The sequence below is a fragment of the Albimonas pacifica genome (genome assembly GCF_900113695.1).
GTDB classification, from domain to species: domain Bacteria; phylum Pseudomonadota; class Alphaproteobacteria; order Rhodobacterales; family Rhodobacteraceae; genus Albimonas; species Albimonas pacifica.
This window is the reverse complement of sequence record NZ_FOQH01000002.1, coordinates 545,200-569,268: the sequence shown is the minus strand read 5'-3', so window position 1 is coordinate 569,268 and position 24,069 is coordinate 545,200. Positions and strand designations below refer to the sequence as shown.

Annotated in this window: 13 protein-coding genes; 11 read left to right on the top strand and 2 right to left on the bottom strand. The window is 76.7% G+C overall.

Translation table 11 applies throughout. The features are described 5' to 3' along the window. The first annotated feature begins 13 nt into the window (after window positions 1-13). From BM064_RS05275 to BM064_RS05230, 10 genes are read left to right on the top strand one after another with little or no spacing between them, the layout of a single operon-like run. The gene (locus BM064_RS05275) at window positions 14-205 is read left to right on the top strand and encodes an MbtH family protein (protein ID WP_092858574.1); all 192 of its coding nucleotides are present in this window, start codon (window positions 14-16) and stop codon (window positions 203-205) included. Then, window positions 202-696: a hypothetical protein gene (locus BM064_RS05270; RefSeq protein WP_092858572.1), complete on the top strand. Its 495-nt coding sequence runs from the start codon at window positions 202-204 to the stop codon at window positions 694-696. The genes BM064_RS05275 and BM064_RS05270 overlap by 4 nt, the downstream gene beginning before the upstream one ends. Then, window positions 693-1,295, top strand: a complete 603-nt coding sequence (locus tag BM064_RS05265; RefSeq protein WP_218160956.1) for a hypothetical protein — start codon at window positions 693-695, stop codon at window positions 1,293-1,295. Before BM064_RS05270 ends, BM064_RS05265 begins: the two co-directional genes overlap by 4 nt. Beyond that, window positions 1,292-3,025 carry a condensation domain-containing protein gene (locus BM064_RS05260; protein WP_092858570.1) on the top strand — a complete coding sequence of 578 codons (1,734 nt, stop codon included), beginning with the start codon at window positions 1,292-1,294 and terminating at the stop codon, window positions 3,023-3,025. Before BM064_RS05265 ends, BM064_RS05260 begins: the two co-directional genes overlap by 4 nt. After that, window positions 3,018-7,436: a type I polyketide synthase gene (locus BM064_RS05255; RefSeq protein WP_092858568.1), complete on the top strand. Its 4,419-nt coding sequence runs from the start codon at window positions 3,018-3,020 to the stop codon at window positions 7,434-7,436. The genes BM064_RS05260 and BM064_RS05255 overlap by 8 nt, the downstream gene beginning before the upstream one ends. Beyond that, window positions 7,433-10,699 carry a non-ribosomal peptide synthetase gene (locus tag BM064_RS05250; protein ID WP_092858566.1) on the top strand — a complete coding sequence of 1,089 codons (3,267 nt, stop codon included), beginning with the start codon at window positions 7,433-7,435 and terminating at the stop codon, window positions 10,697-10,699. Before BM064_RS05255 ends, BM064_RS05250 begins: the two co-directional genes overlap by 4 nt. Continuing rightward, complete coding sequence (locus tag BM064_RS05245; RefSeq protein WP_092858564.1) at window positions 10,699-18,234, top strand: non-ribosomal peptide synthetase; 7,536 nt, start codon at window positions 10,699-10,701, stop codon at window positions 18,232-18,234. Before BM064_RS05250 ends, BM064_RS05245 begins: the two co-directional genes overlap by 1 nt. 1 nt (window position 18,235) lies before the next feature. Next, entirely contained in the window at window positions 18,236-19,882 is a 1,647-nt protein-coding gene (locus tag BM064_RS05240) for a condensation domain-containing protein (protein WP_092858562.1), read from the top strand. Further along, window positions 19,882-20,580, top strand: a complete 699-nt coding sequence (locus BM064_RS05235; protein WP_092858559.1) for a thioesterase II family protein — start codon at window positions 19,882-19,884, stop codon at window positions 20,578-20,580. The genes BM064_RS05240 and BM064_RS05235 overlap by 1 nt, the downstream gene beginning before the upstream one ends. Beyond that, window positions 20,577-21,371, top strand: coding sequence for a DUF2306 domain-containing protein (locus BM064_RS05230; RefSeq protein ID WP_092858557.1), 795 nt, complete (start codon window positions 20,577-20,579; stop codon window positions 21,369-21,371). The genes BM064_RS05235 and BM064_RS05230 overlap by 4 nt, the downstream gene beginning before the upstream one ends. 38 nt (window positions 21,372-21,409) lie before the next feature. On the opposite strand, the gene guaB is transcribed toward BM064_RS05230, so the two are convergent. Further along, complete coding sequence (guaB, locus tag BM064_RS05225; protein WP_092858555.1) at window positions 21,410-22,867, bottom strand: IMP dehydrogenase; 1,458 nt, start codon at window positions 22,865-22,867, stop codon at window positions 21,410-21,412. Between the two features lie 137 nt (window positions 22,868-23,004). On the opposite strand from guaB, the gene BM064_RS05220 reads away from it, so the two are divergent. Continuing rightward, window positions 23,005-23,322: a hypothetical protein gene (locus tag BM064_RS05220; protein WP_092858553.1), complete on the top strand. Its 318-nt coding sequence runs from the start codon at window positions 23,005-23,007 to the stop codon at window positions 23,320-23,322. Between the two features lie 73 nt (window positions 23,323-23,395). Here BM064_RS05220 and BM064_RS05215 read toward each other — a convergent pair whose 3' ends face one another. Next, entirely contained in the window at window positions 23,396-23,983 is a 588-nt protein-coding gene (locus tag BM064_RS05215) for a PEP-CTERM sorting domain-containing protein (protein WP_143103256.1), read from the bottom strand. Window positions 23,984-24,069 lie beyond the last annotated feature (86 nt).

Here is a 24,069-nt window from a genome sequence, read left to right as displayed (position 1 = left end):
CGAAGGATCCCCGATGACCGACGACGAGGACGACTACGCCGTGGCGATCAGCGAGGACGGCCGCCACTCGATCTGGCCCGCCTGGCGCCCCCTGCCCTGGGGCTGGGCGCCCGAGGGGTTCCGCGGCGGGCGCGAGGCGTGCCTCGCCCATATCGACCGGGTCTGGACCGACATGCGCCCCGTATCGCGCGCGCCCGACGCATGACCCGCCCCTGGACCCCCGCCACGGCCGAGGCCGCCGCCCTCCCGGCGCCGCTGGAGCTGCCCTCGCCGCTCGACCTGCCGGCGGAGATCGCGCTGCCCCCCGACGCCGCCGCGCGGATGCGCGCGCGGCTGGGCGAGGCGCTCGCGGCCTTGGCCGATCCCGACCCCGCGGCGCGCCTCGACCGCCTGACGGCCTTGCGCGCCGAGCTGGGCGAGGGCGGCGCCCCCACCGCCCCCGCCCGCCGCACCGCGATCCCCGCCGGCCCCGAGGACGTCGAGGACTTCGACCGCTACTTCCGCGTCCGCCGGATCGAGAGCGAGGCCCCGGCCGAGGAGATGCTGCGCGGCCTCGTCCACGTCGCCGCCGCCGTCTCGTCGCTGGCCCTGCGCGGCCCCGACCTGCCCCCCGAGGCGCTGGCGGCGCAGGTCGCGGGCTTCGCCGCCCATGCCCGCGCGCTGGGCCGGGTCTGCGGGCTGGAGACCCTGCCATGACCCGCACGCCCCCCGCCCCGCGCGAGATCTGGCGCGAGTTCCACTGGGCCTTCTTCATCGACGTTCAGGGCCTGATCCTGGCGTTGCGCCGCTTCGCCCTGACGCTCGATCGGGGCGAGATCGCCGCGGCCGAGGTCGAACTGGACGCCGCCGCCGAGCTGATGGACGCCTCCGCCGCCGCCATGCGCCTCGCCGGGGCCTTCCCGCGCGCGGATTACGAGGCCGAGGTCCGCCCCTCGATGGCGCCGCCCCACGTGCGCTCGGACGGGTTCAGCGGGCTGATGTCGTGGGAGCATGGGGCGCTGATCAACCTGTGGCGCGGCCTGCGCCCCCGCTTCGCCGCCCTGCCCGAGGCGCTGGCCCCCGCCCACGCCCGCTTCGTCGCCGCCTACGGCCGCATGGCCGAGGGCCATGTCCAGGTCTGCGCCCGTTTCGTGGGCGAGGAGGCGCAGAGCCTGCGCTACGACGACCGCGCCGCCATCCCCACCCTGCGCCGTTTCGCCGCCGGCCGCCTGTCCCTGATCGACCCCGCAGGGACCGCCCGCCCCGCCGCTGACGACGCCTCCGCGGACGCCTCCACCGGGGAGCCCGCGCGATGAGCGACGCGATCCAGGACGTCTATCCGCTGGCCCCCGGCCAGGGCGGGATCCTGTTCCAGAGCCTCGGCGAGGGCGCAGAGGGCTCCGGCGCCTATGTGGTGCAGGTGGTCCTGCACCTGCGCGGCGAGCCCGACCGCGTGCGCGAGCGCGCCGCCTGGGACGCGCTGGTCGCCCGCCACGACGCCCTGCGCACCGCGCTGGTCTGGCGCGGCCGCGCTCGGCCCCTGCAGGTGGTCGGCCGCCGCGCCCGGGCGCCCTTCGCCCTTCACGACCTGACCGACCTGCCGCAGGCCGAGCGCGCCCCCCGCGTCGCCGCCTTCCTCGCCGAGGACCGCGCCCGCGGCTTCGACCTCAGCCGCGCGCCGCTGCTGCGCCTCGCGCGGTTCCGCCTCGGCGGGGGCGAGGGGCGGCTGGTGGCGAGCTTCCACCATGCGGTCCTCGACGGCTGGTCGGCGCCGGTGCTGCTGCGCGAGTGGCTGGCCCTCTACGCCGGCCGCCCCCTCCCTCCCGCGCGACCGTTCCGCGAGCACGTCGCCTGGGCCCTGTCGCAGGACCGCGCGGCGGCGCTGGCCTTCTGGCGGGCGGAGCTCGCCGACCGCGCGCCCGCCGCCGTCTGGACCCCGCCGCCGCCTGCCGCACCGCCCGCAGCGCGCCGCGGGGACCTGTCGCTCGATCTCGACGCCGCCCAGACGCAGGCGCTGAGGGCGGCGGCGCGGCGGGCCGGCGTGACGCTCGCGGTCGCGGCGCAGGGGGCCTGGGCGCTGACGCTCTCGCGGCTCTCGGGGTCGCGCGACGTGGTCTGGGGGCTCGCCCGCTCCGGCCGCAGCGCCGCGCTGGCGGGGGTCGAGAGCCGGGCGGGCATGTTCCTCACCACCCTGCCGATGCGTGCGCAGGCCGATCCGGACCGCCCGCTGGCCGACTGGCTGGGCGAGATCCAGGCCCGCCTCTCCGCCCAGGGCCCGCACGAGCATCTGCCGCTGGGCGAGGTCCAGGCCGCGGTCGGGCGCCCCGACGGCGGGCCGCTGCTGACCTCGGCGGTGGTGTTCGAGAACTACCCCACCGACCCCGCCCTGCTGGGCGAGGTCGAGGGTTTCGCCATCGAGGCGGCGGAGGTGCGCGAGCAGACCAGCCTGCCCCTGACCCTCTTCGCCGCCCCCCACGCCTCCGCCGACGGCCAGCGGCTGCGCCTGCGGCTCCTCTTCGACGCCGCCCTTGTGGACGAGGCCGTCGCGCGCCTCGCCCTCTCCGACGCCGCCCGCGTGCTGGCGACCCTGGCCGAGGCGCCGCGCACGCGGCTGGGCGAGATCGCGCTCGAGGCCGCCCCCCTCGCCGCCCCGCGGGCCCCCGCGCCGCCGCTTTCCAAGCCCTTGGGCGAGGCGCCGCAGGCCGCCGTCGCGCGCCTTCTCCCCCGGCTCGCCGCCCTCTGGGCCGAGCTGCTGGAGGGGGAGACGCCGGAGGCCGAGGACAATTTCTTCGCGCTCGGCGGCCACTCCCTGCTGACCCTGCGGCTGCAGGAGCGGATCCGCGCGGACCTCGGGATCGAGGTCGCGGTCCCCGACCTGTTCCGCTTCGCCACCCTCGCCGCGCAGAGCCGCCATCTCGCCGCCCTGCGGGTCGCCGCCGAGACGCCCGACCGCCCCGACGGCCGCGCACAGGCCCGCCTGCAGGGGGCCGCGCGCCTCCGCCGCCGCCGCGCGCAGACCGCCCCGAACGGAGCCCGACATGCCTGACCTCCCCCCCGAGCTCACCCAAGCCGAGCGCACCGGTTTCGAGATCGCCGTCGTCGGCATGGCCTGCCGCTTTCCCGGCGCCCCGGACCTCGACACCTTCTGGCGCAACCTGGTGGAGGGGGTCGACGGCCTCCAGGCCCTCGACCCCGCCGAACTGCGCGCCCGCGGGGTGGACGAGGCGACCCTCGCCGCCCCCGACTTCGTGCCCGTCGCCGCCCAGGTCGAGGGCCACGACCGCTTCGACGCGAGCTTCTTCGGCTATTCGCCGGCCGAGGCCGAGATCCTCGACCCCCAGCAGCGCCTGTTCCTGGAATGCGCCTGGCACGCGCTGGAGAACGCCGGCCACGCCCCCGGCGACGGGCCCGGGCAGGCGACGGGCGTCTACGGCTCGGCCGGGATGAACGGCTATCTGGCGAACCTGCACGGGAACGCCGAGGTCCGCCGCTCGGTCACGCCCTACGAGGTGTTCACGGCCAACGACAAGGACTTCCTCGCCACCCGCGCGGCCTTCAAGCTGGACCTGCGGGGGCCGGCGATGAGCGTGCAGACGGCGTGCTCGTCCTCGCTGGTGGCGGTGCACATGGCGGTGCAGGCGCTGCTGGCGGGGGAGTGCGACCGGGCGCTGGCGGGCGGCGCCGCGCTGTCGCGCCAGGACGGCTACCGGGCGCTGGCGGGGGGGATCCTGTCCCCCACCGGCCGCTGCCGGGCCTTCGACGCGGACGCCGACGGGACCGTGGCGGGGAACGGCGTCGGCGTGGTGGTGCTGAAGCGGCTCGAGGATGCGCTGGCCGACGGGGACGACATCGCGGCGGTGATCCTGGGGTCGGCGGTCAACAACGACGGCGCCGGCAAGGCCAGCTTCACCGCCCCCGACGTCGCCGCCCAGGCCGCGGTGATCGCCGCCGCCCAGGCCGCGGCCGGCGTCGCCTCGACCTCGATCTCCTGCATCGAGGCCCATGGCACCGGCACCGCGCTGGGCGACCCGGTGGAGATCGCGGCCCTGGCCCGCGCCTTCGGGAGCGACGCGCGCGAGGCGCCCTGCGCGCTGGGCTCGGTCAAGACCGGGATCGGCCATCTCGACGTGGCGGCCGGGGTGGCGGGGCTGATCAAGGCCGCGCTGATGCTGCGCCACCGCACCCTGGTCCCCACCCTGCATTTCCAGCGGCTGAACCCGCGCATCGACGCCCCGGCCGGGCTGTTCGAGGTCGTCGCGGCGCGGCGCGACTGGACCTGCGCCGGGCCGCGGCGGGCGGGCGTCAGCTCCTTCGGGATCGGCGGCTCCAACGCCCATGTGGTGCTGGAGGAGGCGCCGGCTCTCCCGCCCCGGGCCGAGCCCGCCGACGCCCCCCGCCTGCTGACCCTCTCCACGAAGACCCGGGCCGCGCTGGAGGCAAGCGCCCGGGCGCTCGCCGAGCGGCTGGAGCGCGATCCCCCGCCGCTGGCGGACGCGGCCCACACGCTCGCCGCCGGCCGCACGGCCTTCCGCTGGCGGCGCACGGTGGTCGCCCGGACCCCGGCCGAGGCCGCCGCCCGCCTGCGCGCCGCGGACCCGGAGGCCGCCCGCACCCCCGGCGCCCCTCCGCAGGCGGTGTTTTTGTTCCCCGGCCAGGGCGCCCAGCGCCCGGCCATGGCCCGCGCGCTGCACGCCGCGGACCCCACCTTCGCCGCCTGGATCGACCGCGCCGTCGCCCATGCCGGCCCCGAGCTGCGCCGCATCCTGTTCGAGGACGACGCGTCGGTGCAAGACACCGCCCAGGCCCAGCCTGCGCTCTTCGCCATGGAGGTGGCGCTGGCGCAGGTCTGGACGGCGCTGGGCGTCGCGCCCGCGGGGCTGCTCGGCCACTCGCTGGGCGAGCTGAGCGCCGCCTGCCTCGCCGGGGTCTTCGACTTCGAGACCGGGCTGGACCTGGTCGCCGAGCGCGGCCGCCTGATGCAGGCCTGCGCGCCCGGGGCGATGGTCGCGGCGATCCACCCCGACCGGGCGCTCGAGGACCTGCTGCCGGCGGAGGTCGAGATCGCCGCGCGCAACGGCCCCGGTCTGACCGCGCTCTCCGGCCCCGTCGAGGCGATCGCCGAACTGGAGGCGCGGCTCGACGCCGCCGGCGTCGGGCATCGCCGGCTGAAGACCTCGCACGCGTTCCACTCGCAGGCCATGGCGCCGGCGGCCGAGGGCTTCGCCCGCCACCTTGCGCAGGTCGCGTTGCGCGCGCCCCGGCTGCCGGTCTGGTCCAACCTCACCGGCGCGCACCTGACCGAGGCGCAGGCGACGGATCCCGCCTACTGGGCCCGCCAGCTGCGCGAGACGGTGCGCTTCGGCGACGGCGCCGCGGCCGCCGCGGCGCTGGAGACGCCGGTCTTCGTCGAGGTCGGCCCCGCCGGCGGCCTCGACCTGCTGCTGCGCCGGCAGGGGGCCGAGCGCACGGTCCCGGGCCTCGCGGCCCTCACGCCCGAGGCGCTGCTGGAGGCGGTCGGCTGCGCCTGGCGGGCCGGTCTCTCGCCCGATCTCGCGGCCCTGTCGCCGCCCGGCGCCCGCCGCGTGGCGCTGCCCCTCTACCCGTTCGAGCGCGAGCGCTGCTGGGTGGAGCCGGACGCCTCCGCGGCCGCCGCTCCGCAGGACAAGCCCGACGACGCCCCCGGGGCGCCGCAGGCCCACGCCCCCGGGGCGCCGCAGGCCTACGTCCCCGCCTGGCGGCGCGCCCAGCCCGCCCCCGCCGTTCCCGGTCGCCGCGGCTGGCTGATACTGGACGACGGCGCCCTGGGCCGCCCGCTCGCCGAGGCGCTGGAGCGGGCCGGCGACGAGGTCTGGCGGGTCGAACCCGGCCCGACGCTGGCCGAGACCGGCTACCGCACGGTCTCCGCCCCTGCCGAAGGCCCGGCCGCCGGCCTGCTCTCCCTGCTCGCCCAGCGCGGGGCCGCGCCGAGCCATGTCGCCATCCTCGGGCCGCTGGGCGAGGAGGGCGCGCGGCCCGAGCCCCTCGTGGACCTGCTCCGCGCCCTCTCGGCGCGGGAGGGGGAGACGACCGTCGCGCTGCTCACCCGCGGGGCCGTCGACGTCACGGGGGCCGAGACGCTGGACCCTGCGCAGGCCGCCCTGCACGGCCTCGCCCAGGTCGCGGCGCAGGAGACGCCGGGGCTGGGCTGCCGGATCCTCGACCTCGACCCGGCCGAGCGCGCCCGCCCTGCGGAGCTCGCCGCCTGGCTCGCCCGCGCGCTGCCGGCCGAGACCGCCCCCATCGCCGCCCGCCGCGGCGCCCGCCTGTGGCGACTGGAGCATGAGCGGCTGGCCCTCGCCCCCGAAGACCCCGCCCGCGCCCTGCGCCGCAACGGCGTCTTCGTGGTGGCGGGCGACGTCTCCGCCGGCCTCGGCCGGGTCTGGGCCGAACGCCTCGCCGCCCGTCCGGGCCTCCGCCTCGCCCTGATCGAGTCGCCCGGCGCCGCGCCTTTCGGGATGGCGGAAAACGACCGCCTGCTGCGTCTTGCGGCCGACGTCGCCGACGCCTCCGCCCTGCGCGCGGCGCTGGAGGCGGTGGTCGCCCGCTGGGGGCGGATCGACGGGGTGTTCCTGTGCTCGCCCTTCTCCGACGCCGAGACGACGGCGCCGTTGCCGCTGCTGGGGGCCGCCCAACTCTCCCGCGCGCACACGGCCTGCGCCGCGCCGGTCGAGGCGCTGGCGGAGGCCACCCGGGGACTGAAGGTCGGCTTCTGCTGCGTGCAGGGATCGCTGTCCTCGGTGATCGGGGGGGCGGGCCTGGCGGCCTATGCAGGCGCGCATCACCGCGCCGACCTCGTGGTGGCGGGCGAGGCGCGGGAGGCGCGGACGCGCTGGCTCTCCATCGCCTGGGACCATGTCCGCGGCCCGGAGGCGCCGCCCGAGCGCCCCGGCGTCCCCGACCTGTCGCTGACCGCGGATCAGGTCTGGGAGGCGACCCTGCGCCTGCTGGCCGATGGCGTCTCCGGCTGCGCCATCGTCTCGCGCGCCGACGTCGACGCCCGCCGGGCCCGCTGGCTGGCCCCCACGCCGCGGCTCGAAACCGAAACCGCCGCCCCCGGCGCCCGGCCGCGGCCCGAGATCGACACGCCCTTCGTCGCCCCCTCGGGCCCGGTGGAGACCGCGGTCGCCGGCATCCTGCAGGACCTGCTGAAGCTGGACCGCGTGGGCGCGCAGGACGGGTTCTTCGAGCTCGGCGGCCATTCCCTTCTCGCGATTCGGGCCATCGCCCGCCTGCGCGAGGCCTTCCCGGTGGAGATCGAGATGCGCGACCTGCTCTCCGGCAACCCCAGCGCCGCGGGCATCGCCCGGCTGATCGAGGCGAAGCTGGCCGCGGACGAGGACCTCGCCGCCCTGCTCTCCGAGGTCTCGGACCTCTCCGACGAAGACCTGGAACAGGCGCTGGCGGAGGGCTCGGCATGAGCGCGCTGTCGGAGAAGCTCGCGCAGCTGTCGCCCGAGCGCCGGGCGCTGCTGGAACGCCGCCTCGCTGCGCGCCGGCCCGAGGGCGGCATTCCGCGGCGCGCCCATGACGGCCCCGCCCCGCTTTCCTTCGCGCAGGCCCGCCTGTGGTTCGTGCAGCAGCTCGCGCCGGCGGAGACGGCCTACAACCTCGCCCTCGCCCTGCGCCTGCGCGGCCCTCTCGATGAGGACGCGATGGAGGCCGCCTTCGCCGCCCTGGTCGAGCGTCACGAGGCGCTGCGGATGCGCTGCGCCCAGGGCGCCGACGGCGCCCCGGTGCAGACCGCCGACGCGCGGCCCCCGCTGCGGCGCCTCGACCTTGCGGCGGAACCGGACCCCGAGGCCGCCGCCCGCGCCGCGCTGGACGAGATCGCCGGGCGCCCGCATGACCTCGCCGCCGGGGCGATGCGCGCAGGGCTGTCGCGGCTGGGGGCCGGGGACCACCTCCTCGCCCTCGGCCTGCACCACATCGCCGCCGACCGCTGGTCGCTGGGCCTGCTGGTGCGGGAGCTCGCGGCCCTTTACGCCGCCGCCTGCCGGGGCGAGGACGCGGGCCTGCCGCTGGCGCCGCGGATGCTGGACTACGCCGCCTGGCAGCACGAGGCGCAGGGGGCGGAGATCGAGGCGCAGCTCGCCTGGTGGCGCGACCGCCTCGCCGACGCGCCGACGCTGGAGCTGCCGCGGGATCGCCGGCCGGGCGCGGAGCCGCAGGGCGGCTTCGCCCCCTTCGCCCTGCCGCAGGCGCTGGCGACCCGCGCGCGGGAGGCGGCGCGGCGGCGCGGCGTCTCGCTTTATACGCTGCTGCTGGGGGCCTTCGCGCTGACGCTGTCGCGCGTCGCCGACACCGACGACGTGGTGCTGGGGACCGACGTCTCCGGCCGCGGACCGATGGGCACGGGGGCGCTGGTGGGGCCGCTGGTCAACACGCTGGCGCTGCGGGTGGACCTGGCGGGCGCCGCCACCCTGGCCGAGGCGCAGGCCCGCGCGGAACAGGCCCTGCAGGAGACGATGGCCCGCCAGGACGCCCCCCTCGACCAGGTGGTCGAGGCGCTGAACCCCGACCGCGCCCCCGGCGAGCCGATCCCGCTGTTCCGCGCCAAGTTCGACCTCCAGCAGGCCGAGACCCTGCCGGAGGCCCTCGACGGCCTCCGCCTCGAACGGATGAGCCCCCGCGAGCGGGCGGTGAAATACGAGCTGCGGGTCAACCTCGAGGACGACGGCGCGCGCCTGGCCGGGCGGATCGAATACCGCGCCGACCTCTACGACACCGCCACCGTCGAGACGCTGGGCGCCCGCTATCTCCGCACGCTCGCCGCCCTGCTCGACGCCCCCGGGACCGCCCCCGCCGACCTGCCCCTGCTGGACGCGGCCGAGCGCGCCGAGCTGATGGAGCTCGCCCAGGGCCCGCCTCTGCCCCCGCACGCGCCGACCCTGCACGAAGCCGTCGCCGCCCAGGCCGCCCGCACTCCGGACGCCGTGGCGCTGACCCATGAGGGGGGCGCGCTGACCTACGCCCAGATCGAGACGCGGGCCGAGGCGGTGGCCGCCGCTCTGATCGCCCGCGACCTGCCCCCCGAGACGCGGATCGGGCTCTGCCTGCGCCGCGGCCCGGACCTCGTCCCCGCGATCCTGGGCGTGCTGAAGGCGGGCTGCGCCTACGTGCCCCTCGACCCCGCCTGGCCGCCGGCGCGCCTCGCGCTGCTGGCGCAGGACGCGAGCCTCGCCCTGACGCTGGTCGACGGACCCGCGCCGGTCGCGATGGGAGAGACGCTGGACCTCGCCGAGATCCCCCCCGCGCCCGGCCCCGTGGCGCCGCGGGGCGAGGCGGGCTCGCTGGCGGTGGTGATCTACACCTCCGGCTCCACCGGTCGGCCCAAGGGGGTGGCGCTGGAGCATCGCGCGATCCTCTCGCGCGTGGCCTGGGCAGGGGAGACCTTCGACGCGGACGACCTCTCGGGCGTGCTCTTCGCCACATCGGTCTCCTTCGACCTGTCGCTGTTCGAGATCTTCGCGACGCTGGCCCATGGCGGGCGGCTGGTGCTGGCGCAGACGCTGCTGGACCTGCCGACGCTGCCGGCCTCGGCCGGGGTCACGCTGGTCAACACCGTGCCCAGCCTGCTGCGCGAGCTGACCGAGCGCCACGACCTGCCCGACACCCTGCGGGTGATCAACCTGGCGGGCGAATTCTTCCCCCCCGCCCTGCTCGACCGCCTGCAGGCCCGCGGCGGCCTGAGGCGCATCCACAACCTCTACGGCCCTACCGAGGACGCCATCTACGACGCCGGCGGCCCGGTGCAGGACGAGACCGAGCGCCCGATGCCCATCGGCCGCCCCTTCCCCGGGACCCGGCTGCACATCCTCGACCGCGACGGCCGGCTTCTGCCCCGCGGCGCGGCCGGCGAGATCTGCGTGGCCGGCGCGGGCCTGGCGCGCGGCTACCTCGAGCGGCACGGGCTGACGGCCGAGCGCTTCGTGCCCGACCCGTTCGACCCCACGCCCGGCGCCCGGCTCTACCGCACCGGCGACCGCGGGCGCTGGCGGGCGGACGGGCGCATCGACATCCTGGGGCGCATCGACGCCCAGGTGAAGCTGCGCGGCCTGCGCATCGAGATCGGCGAGATCGAGGCGACGTTGGAGGCGCTCCCGCAGGTCGCCGAGACCGCCGTCCTCGCCACCGGCGCGCCCGGCGACGTCGACCGCCGGCTGATCGCCCATGTGGCGCCCGACACGCTCGATCCGGCCGCCCTGCGCGAGGCGCTGGTCCAGGCCCTCCCCCGCCACATGGTCCCCGCCCTGTGGTCCCTGCACCCGGCCCTGCCGCGGATGCCCAACGGCAAGGTCGATCGCCGGGCGCTGGCCGCCCTGCCGCTGCCCGACGCCGCCCCGCCGGCGCCGCCCGCGACGCAGACCGAGGCGCAGGTCATCGCCCTCTGGCAGGCCCTGCTGGAGGTGGAGGCCGTCGGCGCCGAGGACGACTTCTTCGCCCGCGGCGGCCACTCGCTGCTGGCGATGCGCCTGCTGGCCCGCCTGCGCGAGACTTTCAACGTGGAGCTGCCGCTGGGCGCCCTCTTCGAGGCGCTCACCCCTCGCCGCCAGGCCGCCCTGGTGGACGCGGCCCTGAGCCGGCCGGAGCCAGCGGAGATCGACCTCGACGGTCTCTCCGACGCCGAGGTGGAGGCGATGCTGGCCCGCATGGACGACGACGACACGGAGGCGCGAGCCTGATGCCCGAAGATCACGCGATCCCCGCCCCGGAGACCTCTGACCGCCGCGCCCTGCTCGCCGCCCGCCTGCGCCGCGCGGCCGAGGGCGGGGGGGAGCTGCGGCGCGCCCCGCTGAGCCTCGCCCAGCAGCGCCTGTGGTTCGTCGAGCAGATGGCGCCCGGCGGCTCGGCCTACACGATCTCCTCGGCCCTGCGGCTGGAGGGGGCGCTGGACGTGCCGCGCCTCTCCGCGGCCCTCTCCCGGATCCGCGCCCGCCACGCCAGCCTGCGCACCCGCTTCGAGGACGAGGGCGGCGCCCCCCTGCAGGCGATCGACCCGCCCCAACCGCTGGAGCTGGCCCGCGCGGACCTGGCCGCCGACCCCCAGGCGCTGGAGGCGGCGCTGGCCGCCTTCGCCGCCCAGCCCTTCGACCTCGCCGCCGGCCCGCTGGTGCGCTGCCTGCTGGTGCGGCTGGCGCCCGAGACCCATGTGCTGGCGCTGGCCGCCCATCACATCATCGCCGACCACCGCTCGCTGGAGGTGATGATCGCCGATCTCGTCGCCCTCTATCGCGATCCGGCCGCCGCCCCCCCCGTCCCCGCGATGTCCTACGCCGCCCACGCGCTGGCCCAGCGCGGCCGGGCCGGCGAGTTCGAGGCCCAGGCGGAGGCCTGGCGGCAGGAGCTCGACGGCCTCGCCCCCCTCCTCGACCTGCCCACCGACCTGCCCCGCCCCGCGCGCCGCGACCCCGCCGGCGCCCGTCTGCGCTTCGAGGCGCCCGACGCGCTGCTCCCGCGGATCGAGGCGCTGGCCCGCGCCCATGCGACCACCCCGTATGTGGTGCTGCTGGCCGGCTTCCACGCCCTGCATGCGCGGTATTCCGGCGCGCAGGACATCTGCATCGGCACGACCGTCTCCAACCGCGACCGCGCGGAAGTGGCGGACACCGTGGGCTATTTCGCCAACACCCTCGCGCTCCGCGCCCGCATCGACCCGGCCGAGAGTTTTGCCGCGACCGTGGCGCGGCTGAAGACCGTCGTCCTCTCCGCCCTCTCCCGCCAGGAGGTTCCGTTCGAGCGGGTGGTGGAGCTCGCCGCCCCCCAGCGCAACCTGGCCCACGCGCCGCTGTTCCAGTCGATGTTCAACCTCCACCGCCGCCAGCCGGCGCGGATCGAGCTGCCCGGCCTGACCCTCTCGCCCGAGCCCACGCCGGGCCGCGGCGCGCGCTTCGACCTGTCGCTGGACCTGTTCCTGGGCGAGCGGCTGTCGGGGGTGCTGGAATACGCGACCGACCTGTTCCTGCCGCAGACCGCGCAGCGGCTGGCCGACGACTACCTGCGCCTGCTCGACCAGGCGACGGCCGAGCCGGACCGCCCGCTGGCCGAAATCGACCTGCTCGACGCCCACGACCGCGCGACCCTCGCCGCCCTCAACGACACCGCCCGGCCCCTGCCCGAGGCGGAGCTCTCGGACCTGCTGGCCACCGCCATGCGCGCCCGCGGCGACGCCCCCGCGCTGGAGGCGGGCGAGACCCGCCTGACCCACGCCGAGCTCGACGCCGCCGCCGAGCGGCTGGCCGACGCGCTCGCCCCCCGCCTGCCCGAGGGCGCCCGCGTGGCCGTCTGCCTGCCCCGCGACGCCGACCTGCCGGTGGCGCTGCTGGCGGCGCTGAAGCTGGGGGCGCCCTATGTGCCGCTCGACCCCACGCACCCGCCTCGGCGGCTCGCCGGCATCCTCGAGGCCGCGGCGCCGGCGCTGATCCTGACCAAGGGCCCGCCGCCCGAGGGGACGGCCTGCCCGGTCTTCGACCTGGCCGCGCCGCCCCCGCCGGCCCCCGCCCGGGCGCCGCGCCGGGCGCCCCGCGGCGAGGACCTCGCCTACGTGATCTTCACCTCCGGCACGACCGGTCGGCCCAAGGGCGTGCCGATCCGGCGCGAGAGCCTCGCGAACCTGCTGACCTCGATGGCCGAGCGGCCGGGGATGGGGGCGTCGGACACGCTGGTCTCGGTCACCACGCCGGCCTTCGACATCGCGGGGCTGGAGCTGTTCCTGCCGCTCATGACCGGCGGCCGGCTGGTGCTGGCCGACGCCTGGGACGTGATCGACGGCGCCGCGCTGCGCGATCTCCTGGCCCGCTCCGCCGCCACGATGATGCAGGCCACCCCCGCCACATGGCGCCTGCTGGCCGAGGAGGGCTGGCGCGCCCCCGAGGGCTTCGCGATGCTCTGCGGCGGCGAGGCGCTGGACCTCGCCCTCGCCGCCCGGCTGCTGGAGGGCGAGGGGCGGCTGTGGAACCTCTACGGCCCGACCGAGACCACGATCTGGTCCGCCTGCGCCGAGGTCACGCCGGCCGACCTCGCCCGCCGCCTGATCCCGCTGGGCCGGCCGATCGCCAACACCACGCTGCACGTGCTGGACGCCTCGGGCCGCGACTGCCCGCCCGGCGCGGCCGGAGAGCTGCATATCGGCGGGCTCGGCCTCAGCCCCGGCTATCTCGACCGCCCCGACCTGACCGCCGAGCGCTTCGTGGAGCGCCAGGGCGCCCGCCTCTACCGCACCGGCGACCGGGCGCGGCGGCTGGCGGACGGGACGCTGGTCTACCTCGGCCGGCTCGACTTCCAGGTGAAACTGCGCGGCTTCCGCATCGAGCTGGGCGAGATCGAGGGCGCGCTGGCCGAGGACCCCGCGGTCCTGGAGGCGGTCGCGGCGCTGCACGGCGCGGGCGAGGACGCCGCCCTCGTCGCCTGGTGCCGGGCCGAGGGCGACCTCTCGACCCACGAGCCCCGCCTGCGCGCCCGCCTCGCCGAGCGGCTGCCCGCCTACATGGTCCCCTCGCTCTTCGTGCAGATCGAGGCGTTTCCGCTGAACGCCAACGGCAAGGTCGACCGCCTGCGCCTGCCTCCGCCCGCGCCGCGCGCCGAACCGGACGGGCCGCCGCGCAGCGGGGTCGAGGCGATGCTCTCCCGCCTCTGGGCCGAGCTGCTGGAAACCGATGCGCCGGGGCCCGCCGCCGATTTCTTCGCGCTGGGCGGCCATTCCCTGCTGGCGATGCGGATGATCGCCCGCATCCCCCACCGCGGCCCGCGGGCGACGCCCCTGCGGCTGCTGTTCGAACACCCGCGGCTGGGCGATTTCGCCGCCGCGCTGGAGGCCGCCGAGATCCTGGACGAGACCCCGCCCCCCCCGATCCCGCCCCTGCCCGAAACGGCCGAGCCCCCCCTCTCCCCCGCCCAGGCGCGGCAGTGGACGCTGGAGTCGCTCGACCCCGGAAACACCGCCTACACCCTCGCCGCCGCCCTGCGCCTGCGCGGGCCGCTGGACCCCGCCCGTCTGGCCCGCGCCTGGACCCTGCTGCAGGCGCGTCACGAGACTCTGCGCAGCGCTTACCCCGCCCCGGACGGCGCCCCGCGCATCGCGATCCGACCGCCGGAGGCGACCTACCTGACCCCTGCGGCCGCGACGCCCGAGAGCCTGGAAGACGCGATGCGGGCCGAGGCGGCGCGGCCCTTCGACCTCTCCGCCGGTCCGCTGGCCCGCCTGAGGCTCTATGCGCTGGGCGAGGACGACCACGCGCTGCTGCTGACGCTGCATCACATCGTGGGCGACGCGATCTCGCTGCAGATCGCGCTGCGCGACCTCACGGAGATCTACGCGGCGCTGGCCCGCGATCCGGAGCACCGCCCGGCGGCCCTCCCCCTGCGCTACGCCGACTTCGCCGCCTGGCAGCGGGGGCGCGACCTCTCCGCCTCGGTGGCGCATTGGGTCGAGCGGCTGCGCGGCGCGCCGCCGCTGCTGGAGATCCCCACCGACTTCCCCCGCCCCGCCCGCCAGAGCTTCGCCGGCGGCAGCGTGGACGTGGAGCTGTCGGGGGAGACCGCGCAGGCCCTGCGCACGCTCGCCGCCCAGCAGGGCGCCACGCCCTACATGGCGATGCTGGCGGCCTGGGCCGTGCTGCTGGGCCGCTACGCCCGGACCGACGAGGCGGTGATCGGCACGCCGGTGACCTCCCGCCCGCACCCGGACCTGTCCGAGATGGTCGGCCTCTTCGTCGACACCGTCGTCCACCGCCTGCCGGCCGAGAGCCCCGCCGGCTTCCGCGCCATCCTCGACGCCTGCCGCCGCCAGGTGATCGAGGGGATCGAACACCAGGACGCCCCCTTCGAGCAGGTGATCGAGGCGCTCGACCCCGAGCGGAGCTGGAGCCACAACCCGGTCTTCCAGACCCTGTTCTCCTGGAAGACCCGCGAGGCGACGCCGGCCGAAACCGCCGGCATCGCCTGGGAGAGCCTGCCCCTCCCCGGCGCCGGCGCCCGGCTGGACCTGGCGCTGGGGGTGCTGGACCTGGGCGAGGCGCTCCGCATCCGCCTGGAATACCGAAGCGACCTGTTCCGGCCCGAGACCGCCGCCGACATGCTGCGCGCCTACGAGACGCTGCTCGCCTCCGCGGTGGCCGAGCCGGACAGGCCCACCGCGGAACTGCCGCTGCTGCACCCCGACCAGGCGCGCCGCCTCGCCGCCTGGAACGACACCGGGACGATCCCCCTCGACGGGCCGCAGACGCTGCACGGCCTGGTCTCGGCCCGCGCCGCGCAGGCGGGGGGGCGCATCGCCATCCGCGACGCCGGGCACGCGATCACCTACGCGGCGCTGGAGGCCCGCAGCGGGGCGCTCGCCGCCCATCTGCAGGCGCTGGGCGTGGGGCGCGCCGACCGGGTGGGCATCGCCCTGCCCCGGCGCATCGACATGGTCGCGGCGATGCTGGCGGTGCTGAAGGCGGGCGCGGCCTACGTGCCGCTGGACCCCGCCTATCCCGCCGACCGCATCGCCTATGTCGCCCGCGACGCCGAGCTCGCGCTGGTGCTGAGCCTCGGCGACGGCGGGGACGGGGGCGAGGGGCGGCTGGACCTTTCGGACTTCTGGCAGGGCCCGCCGGGCCTCGGCGACGGTCCGCGAGGTCCCGCCGCGCGGCCAGTGGAGGCGGAGGTCGCCGGCGAGGACCTCGCCTATCTCATCTACACCTCCGGCTCGACCGGCGCGCCCAAGGGCGTGGCGCTGGAGCATCGCAACGCCGTCGCCCTGATCCGCTGGGCGGAGGAGCAGTTCGCCCCCGGGGAGCTGTCCGGCGTGCTCGGCTCCACCTCGATCTGCTTCGACCTCTCGGTCTTCGAGATCTTCGCGACGCTGGCGCTCGGCGGCACGCTGCTGCTGGTCGACGACCTCTTCGCCCTGCCCGAGGCGGCGTTCCGCGACCAGGTCACGCTGGTCAACACCGTGCCCACCCCGATGACCGAGCTGCTGCGGCTCGCGCCCCTGCCGCCCTCGGTCCGCACGGTCTGCCTCGCGGGCGAGCCCCTGCCCCCGGCGCTGGCCGAGCGGCTGCACGCGATCCCCTCCGTGGCGCAGGTCTGGAACCTCTACGGCCCGTCCGAGGACACGACCTACTCCACCGCCTGCCGCCTGCCGCGCGAGGGCGCCTTCAACATCGGCCGCCCCATCCGCGGCACGCAGGCCCATGTGCTGGACGAGCGCCTCGCCCCCGTGCCGCCGGGCATGGCGGGAGAGCTGTTCCTGTCCGGCGCCGGCGTCGCGCGGGGCTACTGGAACCGGCCCGAGCTGACGGCGGAGCGGTTCCTCGCGAACCCCTTCGATGCCGGCGGCGCGCCGGTGATGTATCGCACCGGCGACCGGGTGCGGCACGCGGTCGACGGCACGCTCGACTATCTCGGGCGCGGCGACCGGCAGGTGAAGGTCCGCGGCTTCCGGGTCGAGCCCGGCGAGGTCGAGGACGCGCTCGCCCGCCTTCCCGGCGTGGCGGCCGCCGCGGTGGACGTGTGGCGCGACGCGCAGGGCCACCGCCGGCTGGTCGCCTGGGTGGAGACCGCCGCCCCCGACGCCGCGGACCTGGGCGAGGCGCTCTCCCGCTTCCTGCCCGCGCATCTGGTCCCCTCGATCTTCGTGCCGCTCGGCGCCCTGCCGCGCCTGCCCAACGGCAAGGTCGACCGCAACGCCCTGCCGCCCCCGCAGCCCGAGGACCCGGCGCGCGCCGCGCTCGCGGACCTGCCCCGCCCGGGGCTGGAGGAGCGGCTGGCGCAGACCTGGCGGCGCGTGCTGGGGCGCGAGCGGGTCGGGCGCTCGGAAGGGTTCTTCGCGCTGGGCGGGGACTCGATCCTCGCCATCCAGGCGGTGGCCCAGGCGCGCGCCCAGGGGCTGGACCTGTCTCCGCGAGACATCTTCCAGTTCCCCACGCTGGCGGCCCTGGCCGAGGCCGTCCGCGGGCGCGAGGCGATCGCGACCGAGGCGCCCCAGGGCCCCCCGCCCCTGACGCCCGCGCAACGCCGCTTCCTCGCCCGCGACCTGCCCCAGGCGCATCACTGGAACCGGGCCGTCATGCTGGCCCCCTCCCGCCCGCTGGATCCCGACCTCCTCGCCCGCGCCCTGACCCTGCTGGCCGAGCGTCACGACGCCCTGCGCCTGCGCTTCCGCCGCGGGCCGCAGGGCCGGGAGCCGAGCCTCGCGCCCGCGCCCGGGGCCGCGCCCCTGACGCTCGCCGAGGGCGACGTGACCGAGGCCGCGGCGCGGATGCAGGCCGGCTTCGACCTGGCCGAGGGTCCTCTGTGGGGCGCGGTGCTGGGGACCGGCGCGGACGGCGGACAGCGCCTGGCGGTGGCGGCCCATCGCCTGCTGGCGGACGCGGCGTCGTGGCGGATCCTGCTCGACGACCTCGAGGCGATCCACGCGGCGCTGGAGGCCGGCGAGACGCCGCCCCCCCGCCTGCGCGCGCCCCTGCCGCCCGAGACCCCGGACGCAGCCCCGGGCGACCCGGCCGCCTTCCCCCTCGACGATCCGGACGGCTCGAACCTCGAGCGGGACGCGCGGACGCACCTCCTGGTCCCGGGCCCGGAGACCGCCGCCCGCCTGCTGCACGAGGCCCCCGCCGCCTTTCCCGTCGCCCCGCGGGAGGCGCTGGCCGCGGCCCTCGCCCTGGCGCTCGCCGAGCACACGGGGGAACCGGGCGTGGACCTCGAACTGGAAAGCCACGGGCGCGACGCCCTCCCCGGCGCGCCTGACCCCGGCGGGGCCGGCGGCTGGCTGAGCGCCTGCCGCTCCGTGCGTCTCGACCTGCCGCCCGGGGCCGGCCCGGCGGAGGCGCTGCGCAGCGCCAAGGACGCCCTGCGCGGCCCCCCGCGCCCCGGCGGCCCGGCCCCGGCGGTGCGGTTCGCCTTCCTCGGCGAGGCCCCGGCCCTGCCGGCGGCGGGCGCCCTGCTGCGCCCCGCGCCTGAGAGCCCCGGCCCCCTGCGCGGCCCCGACAATCCCCGCGACGCGGCATTGGAGATCGACGCCCGCGTGGTGGAGGGAGCCATGCGCCTCGGCCTGACCCACTCCGCCGCCCAGCTCCGCCCGGAGACCGTGGCGCGGATCGCGGGGCGGATCGCGAGCCAACTCGACGCGATCCTCGCCCATTGCCTCGCCGGCGAGGACGCCGGCTTCACCCCCGCCGACTTCCCGGACATGGCGTTCGGGCAGGACGAGCTCGACGACCTCCTGCAGAGCCTGTGACATGCCCCATTCCGACGCCGACGACGCAGCCGCCCGCCGCCGCAACATCGAGAGCATCCTCCCCCTCGCGCCGCTGCAGGAGGGGATCCTGGTCCACAGCCTCGACACGCCCGAGGCCTCGGCCGTCTACATGCCGCAGATGGGATACCACCTCGCCGGCCCCATCGAGCCCGCGCGGCTGCGCGCCGCCTGGGCGCAGGTGCTGGCCCGCCACAGCGCCCTGCGCAGCGCCATCCGCTGGGAGGAGCGCGACGAGCCCTTCCAGGTCGTCTACCGCGACCTGCCCCTGCCCTGGGAGGTTTTCGATTGGCGGGGCGAGGACGCGCAGGCCCGCCTGCGGGACCTCTTCGCGCGCAACCGCGCGGCGCCCTTCGACCTGCGCCAGCCGCCGCTGATCCGCGTGCAGCTCGCCCGCACGGACGCGGCGCGCCACGTGCTGGTGCTGTGCTTCCACCACATCATCCTCGACGGCTGGTCGACGGCCCGGATGCTGCAGGACGTGATGACCCTCTACCACGGCGGGACCCTGCCCCCGGCCCCGCCCTACGCCGAGTTCCTGCGCTGGCTGAAACGGCAGGACGACGCGGCCTCGGCCGCCTTCTGGCGCGGCTATCTCGACGGCGTCCCCGGGCCCTGCCTCGCCTTCCCCGGCGGCGGCCCTGCGCCGGCGTTCGCGCGGCAGGAATGGGCGGTCCCCGAGACGCTGGTCCGTGCGCTGCGCGAGTTCACCGCCACGCAGGGCGTGACGCTCAGCAGCCTGCTGCAGGGGGTGCTGGGCCTCGCCCTCGCCCGGCGCACGGGGCGCGAGGACGTGCTCTTCGGCGCCGCCACCGCCGGCCGCCCCGCCTCGCTGCCCGGCGCGACCGAGATGGTGGGCCTGTTCCTCAACGCCCTGCCGGTGCGGGTGCAGGTCGACCGCGACGCCCGCCTCGCCGACTGGCTGCGCGCGCTGCAGTCCCGCCAGGCCGCCTGCATCGAGCATGAGCACATCGCCCTGCGGAAGGTGCAGGAGGGCCGCGGGACCCTCTTCGACTGCCTGCTGGTGATCGAGAACTACCCCGCCACCACCGGCGACGCCGCCGCCGAGGTGACGCTGGAGGACGTGGAGTTCGACGAGTGGACCCACTTCCCCCTGACGGTGATGGCCGCGCCCGCGCGCGACGGGCTGAAGCTGATCCTGCGCCACGACCTCGCCGCCCTGCCGCCCGAGGAGATGGAGGCCTTCCTCGCCGCCCTCGCCGGCCTGCTGGCCGAGGCGCTGGCCCGCCCCGACGCCCCGCTGGCGGAGCTCCTGCCGGATCCGCCCCCCGGCCCCGCGCCCCGGCCCGCGCCCGGCCCCTCGGCGGCGCCGCTCCCCGATCCGCCCGCCGCCGCCACGGAGACCGAGCGCCAGGTCGCCGCGATCTGGGCCGAGGTGCTGAAGATCCCGACGCCCTCGGCCGCCGACGACTTCTTCGCGCTGGGCGGGCATTCCCTGCCCGCGGCCCGCGTCGCCTCGCGCCTGCGGGCGGCCTTCGGGGTGGACGTGCGGGTGCGCGCGCTGGTCGACCGGCCGCGGCTGGGCGACCTCGCGCGTCATGTGGACGCGCTGCGCGCCGCTTCCACACCCGCCTCCCCCGCGGCGGGCGAGAGCGTGGTGGAGTTCTGATGTCCGACGCCCGCCTGATCTGCCTGCCCCCCGCCGGCGCCGGCCCCAGCCTGTTCCGCCCCTGGATCGCCGCCGACGCCCGCGTCGAGGCCCCTGGCCTGCCCGGCCGCGAGGGCCGCTTCCGCGAGCCGCCGGCGCCCGACTTCGACACGCTCGCCGACCGGCTGGCGGGAGAGCTCGCCCCCCGATTGCCGCCCCGCTACGCGCTCTTCGGCTACTCGATGGGCGGCGCGCTGGCGGCCCTGCTGGCCGAGCGCCTCGCCCGCCGCGGCCTGCCCGGCCCCGAGGCGCTGTTCGTGCTGGGCGCCCACGCCCCCTGCCGCCTGGGCGAGGGGGTGGCGCGCCTGCACGCCCTCGACAGCGCGGCGTTCTGGGCGGAGATCGCCCGCCTCGGCGGCACCCCGCGCGAGATCCTGGCGAGCCCCGAGCTGCGCGAGCTGTTCGAGCCCGCCCTGCGCGCCGACTTCCGCCTCTGCGCCGAGTTCCGCCCCGCCCCCGGCGCCCCGCGCCTGGCCTGCCCCGTCCATGTCTTCCTGGGCGAGGAGGACCCGCTGGTCGGCCCCGACTGCCTCGCCGACTGGCAGGCGAGCACCGACGGCCCCGTGCGCCTGCACCCGATCGGCGGCGGCCACATGCTGCCCCCGCCCGCCTTCGCGGCGCTGCATGGGCGGATCAGGTCGCTCTGGGCGCAGCCGTGACCGAGGCGTCCCCGGGACCCGCGACGGCGGGCCGCCCCGCGGCGCGGCCCCGATCCGCCGGCTTCGCCCGCCGCAACGCGGGGCTGCTGTGGACGCTCGGCACGGCGGCGCTGTTCGCCGGCATGTGGGGGTTCGTGCGCCATTCCGCCGGGCTGGGCCTTGCGGGCCTGACCCGCGACCTGAGCGGCGAGAGCCCGTTCTACGACCCCGGGGCGCCGGCGATCACCGCGATCATGTTCGCCCACATGGCCGCCGGCGCGGGCCTGACCCTGCTGGCGCCCGTGCAGCTGATCGGCCCCCTGCGCCGCGCCCGCCCGCGCCTGCACCGAGGGCTGGGCAGCACGATGATCGCGCTGGGGCTGGCGACCGGGGCGGGGGGCGTCGTCTACGCGCTGGGTCGAGGCACGACGGGAGGGCCGTTCATGGACCTCTCGTCCACCGTCTACGGCCTGCTGATCCTGCTCGCCGCCGTCGAGACCTTCCGCCACGGCCGCGCCCGTCGCTGGCCCGCGCATCGCCGCTGGGGTCTGCGCCTGTCGGTGCTGGCGATCGCCTCCTGGCTTTACCGGATGCACTACGTGATCTGGGACCTGATCGCCGACGGCGCCGGGACCACCCCCGACATGACCGGACCCTTCGACCGCTTCCAGGCGTGGGGCTTCTACCTGACCTACCTGGCCCTGCTCGAGATCTGGCTCCAGCGCGAGCGCCGCCGCGCCCGCGCCCCGGGGGCTTCGCGCGGCCCCCGGCCGACGCGAACCGGCGCGGAGGCCGCGCGGCCGGGCGCCTGAGACGCGTCCGCCGGCCGGCGGACGCATCTCGGGCGGGGTCAGCCCATCCGGTAGTTCGGGCTCTCGCGCGTGATCTGCACGTCGTGGACGTGGCTCTCGCGCAGGCCGGCGTTGGTGATCCGCACGAAATTGCAGTTCCTGCGCATCTCGTCGATCGTGCGGTTGCCGGTGTAGCCCATCGCCGCGCGCAGGCCGCCCGCAAGCTGGTGCAGGACCGCGTTGGCCGAGCCCTTGTAGGGCACCCGGCCCTCGATCCCCTCGGGCACCAGCTTCTCGGCCGAGACCTCCTTCTGGAAGTAGCGGTCGGCCGAGCCGCGCGCCATCGCGCCGACCGAGCCCATGCCGCGGTATTCCTTGTAGGAGCGCCCCTCCCACAGGACCACCTCGCCCGGGCTCTCGTCGGTGCCGGCGAGCGCGGAGCCGACCATCGCGCAATGGGCGCCGGCGGCGATGGCTTTCGCAAGGTCGCCCGAGAACTTGATGCCGCCGTCGGCGATGGCCACCGCGCCGTGGCGGTCGGCCTCCTCGGCGCAGTCCATCACCGCGGTCAGCTGCGGCACGCCCACGCCCGCCACGATGCGCGTGGTGCAGATCGAGCCCGGCCCGATCCCCACCTTCACCGCATCCGCGCCCGCGTCGATCAGCGCCCGCGTCGCCTGGGCGGTGGCGACGTTGCCCGCCACCACCTGCACGGCGTTCGAGAGCTTCTTGATCCGCGTCACCGCCTCGCCGACGGACGCGGAATGCCCGTGCGCCGTGTCGATCACGATCAGGTCCACATGGGCGTCGATCAGCGCCTCGGAGCGCGCGAAGCCCGCGTCGCCCACGGTGGTCGCCGCCGCCACCCGCAGCCGGCCCAGCGGGTCCTTGCAGGCGCGGGGGTGGACGACCGCCTTCTCGAGGTCCTTGAGGGTCATCATGCCCGAGAGGCGGCCCTCGGCGTTGACCACCAGCAGCTTCTCGATGCGCCGCTCGTGCATCGCGCGGCGGCCCTTCTCGGCGTCGACGGGCTCGCGCGCGACGACGAGCTTCTCCTCGGGGGTCATCATCACCCGCACGGGCGTGGACTCGTCCTCGACGAAGCGCATGTCGCGGTTGGTCAGGATGCCGACCGGGCGGCCGCGGTCGTCGACCACGGGGAAGCCGGTGATCTTGAAGCTCGCCTGCATCTGGCGCGCGTCGGCCAGCGTCTGGTCGGGGCGCAGGGTGATGGGGTTGTAGACGATCCCGCTCTCGAAGCGTTTGACCCGGCGGACCTGGTCGGCCTGGGTCTGGACGTCGAGGTTGCGGTGGATCACGCCGAGCCCGCCGGCCTGGGCCATGGCGATGGCCATTTCGGCCTCGGTGACCGTGTCCATGGCCGAGGACAGCAGGGGAAGGTTCAGCTCGATCTCGCGGGTGACGCGGGTGCGCAGGTCGGCCTGCGCGGGAAGAACCTCGGAGGCCCCCGGAACCAGCAGCACGTCGTCGAAAGTATACGCCTCGCGAATCTCCATGGGAGCCTCCTGCCCGGGACCTCGGTTGGCGCTTCCCTCTGTCACCTCCGGAGGGAAAAGAAAAGCGGCCCGGACGCCGCGGGGGCGGACGTGCTAGGATGGGCCCCGTCCGGACGGGCACGACCAGGGAGGACCCCATGCAGGACACGCCCCTTTTCACCGAGATCGTCGCCTTCGCCATCCCCCAGGGCATGAGCCGCGACGAGGTGCTGGCGGCCTACGCCGCCTCGGCCCCGATCTGGCGGGAGCATCCCGAGCTGATCCGCAAGAACTACCTGTTGGATCTCGACGGCCGGCGCGGCGGCGGCGTCTACCTGTGGCGCTCGCGAGCGGCGGCGGTCGAGGCGCATGGCCCCGCCTTCCGCGCGCGCATCAACGCCGCCTTCGGCGCGGAGCCCGCGATCTCGATCTTCGAGACGCCGCTGATCGTGGACAACGCGCCCGTCCCCGCCTGAGCGGAGCGCGCCACGGTCCACGACCGAGGGGCGCGCGCCCCGGACCCCTCCGGGCGGAGGAGCCCGGCGGCGGTCAGGCCCGGCGGCGGCGGGCGACGAGCCCCAGCGCGCCCAGGCCCAGCATCGCCAGCCCAGCGGCGCCGGGCAGCGGCACCGCGACGGGGCCGGCGGACAGGACCACGTCGAAGCTGTAGGCCCCCAGCGCGATCGGCGGCGGCGCCTCGGGATCCTCGGTGATGAGGTCGGTGTCGACGATGCCGAGGTAATAGGTCCCCGGCCCCACCAGCACGTCGAGGAACGCGACCGAACCCGCGCCGCTGCCGCTGTAGTAGCAGTCGAAGCAATAGGGTTCGGGCGCGCTCAGCGGCCCGAAGCCGATGTCGATGATGTCGTAGGACTCGTCGCCGCTGATGTCCGGCAGAAGGTTGAGCACCGACACGTAGGTCGGCGCGGTCAGCACGAAGACGTAGAGGTCGTTGTCCCCCTCGGTCAGCGTGCCCGAGATGCCGGTCAGCGTCGAGGCGTCGACCGCCTGCGCCGAGCCGAAGTCGGCGCCGGCGTCGCCGACCTCCTCATGCACCAGCGCGCCGGCCTCGCCCGCCGCGGCGCACAGTCCGATGGCCAGCGCGGCCGCCGCCGCTCGCATAGTCGCGATCGTCATTCCAATTCCCCCCTCAAGCGCCCTAACGTCGCCCATAGTCCGCCCTGGCGGTCCCCGGCGCAAGGGCTTCCTCCCCGAGCCGTCGT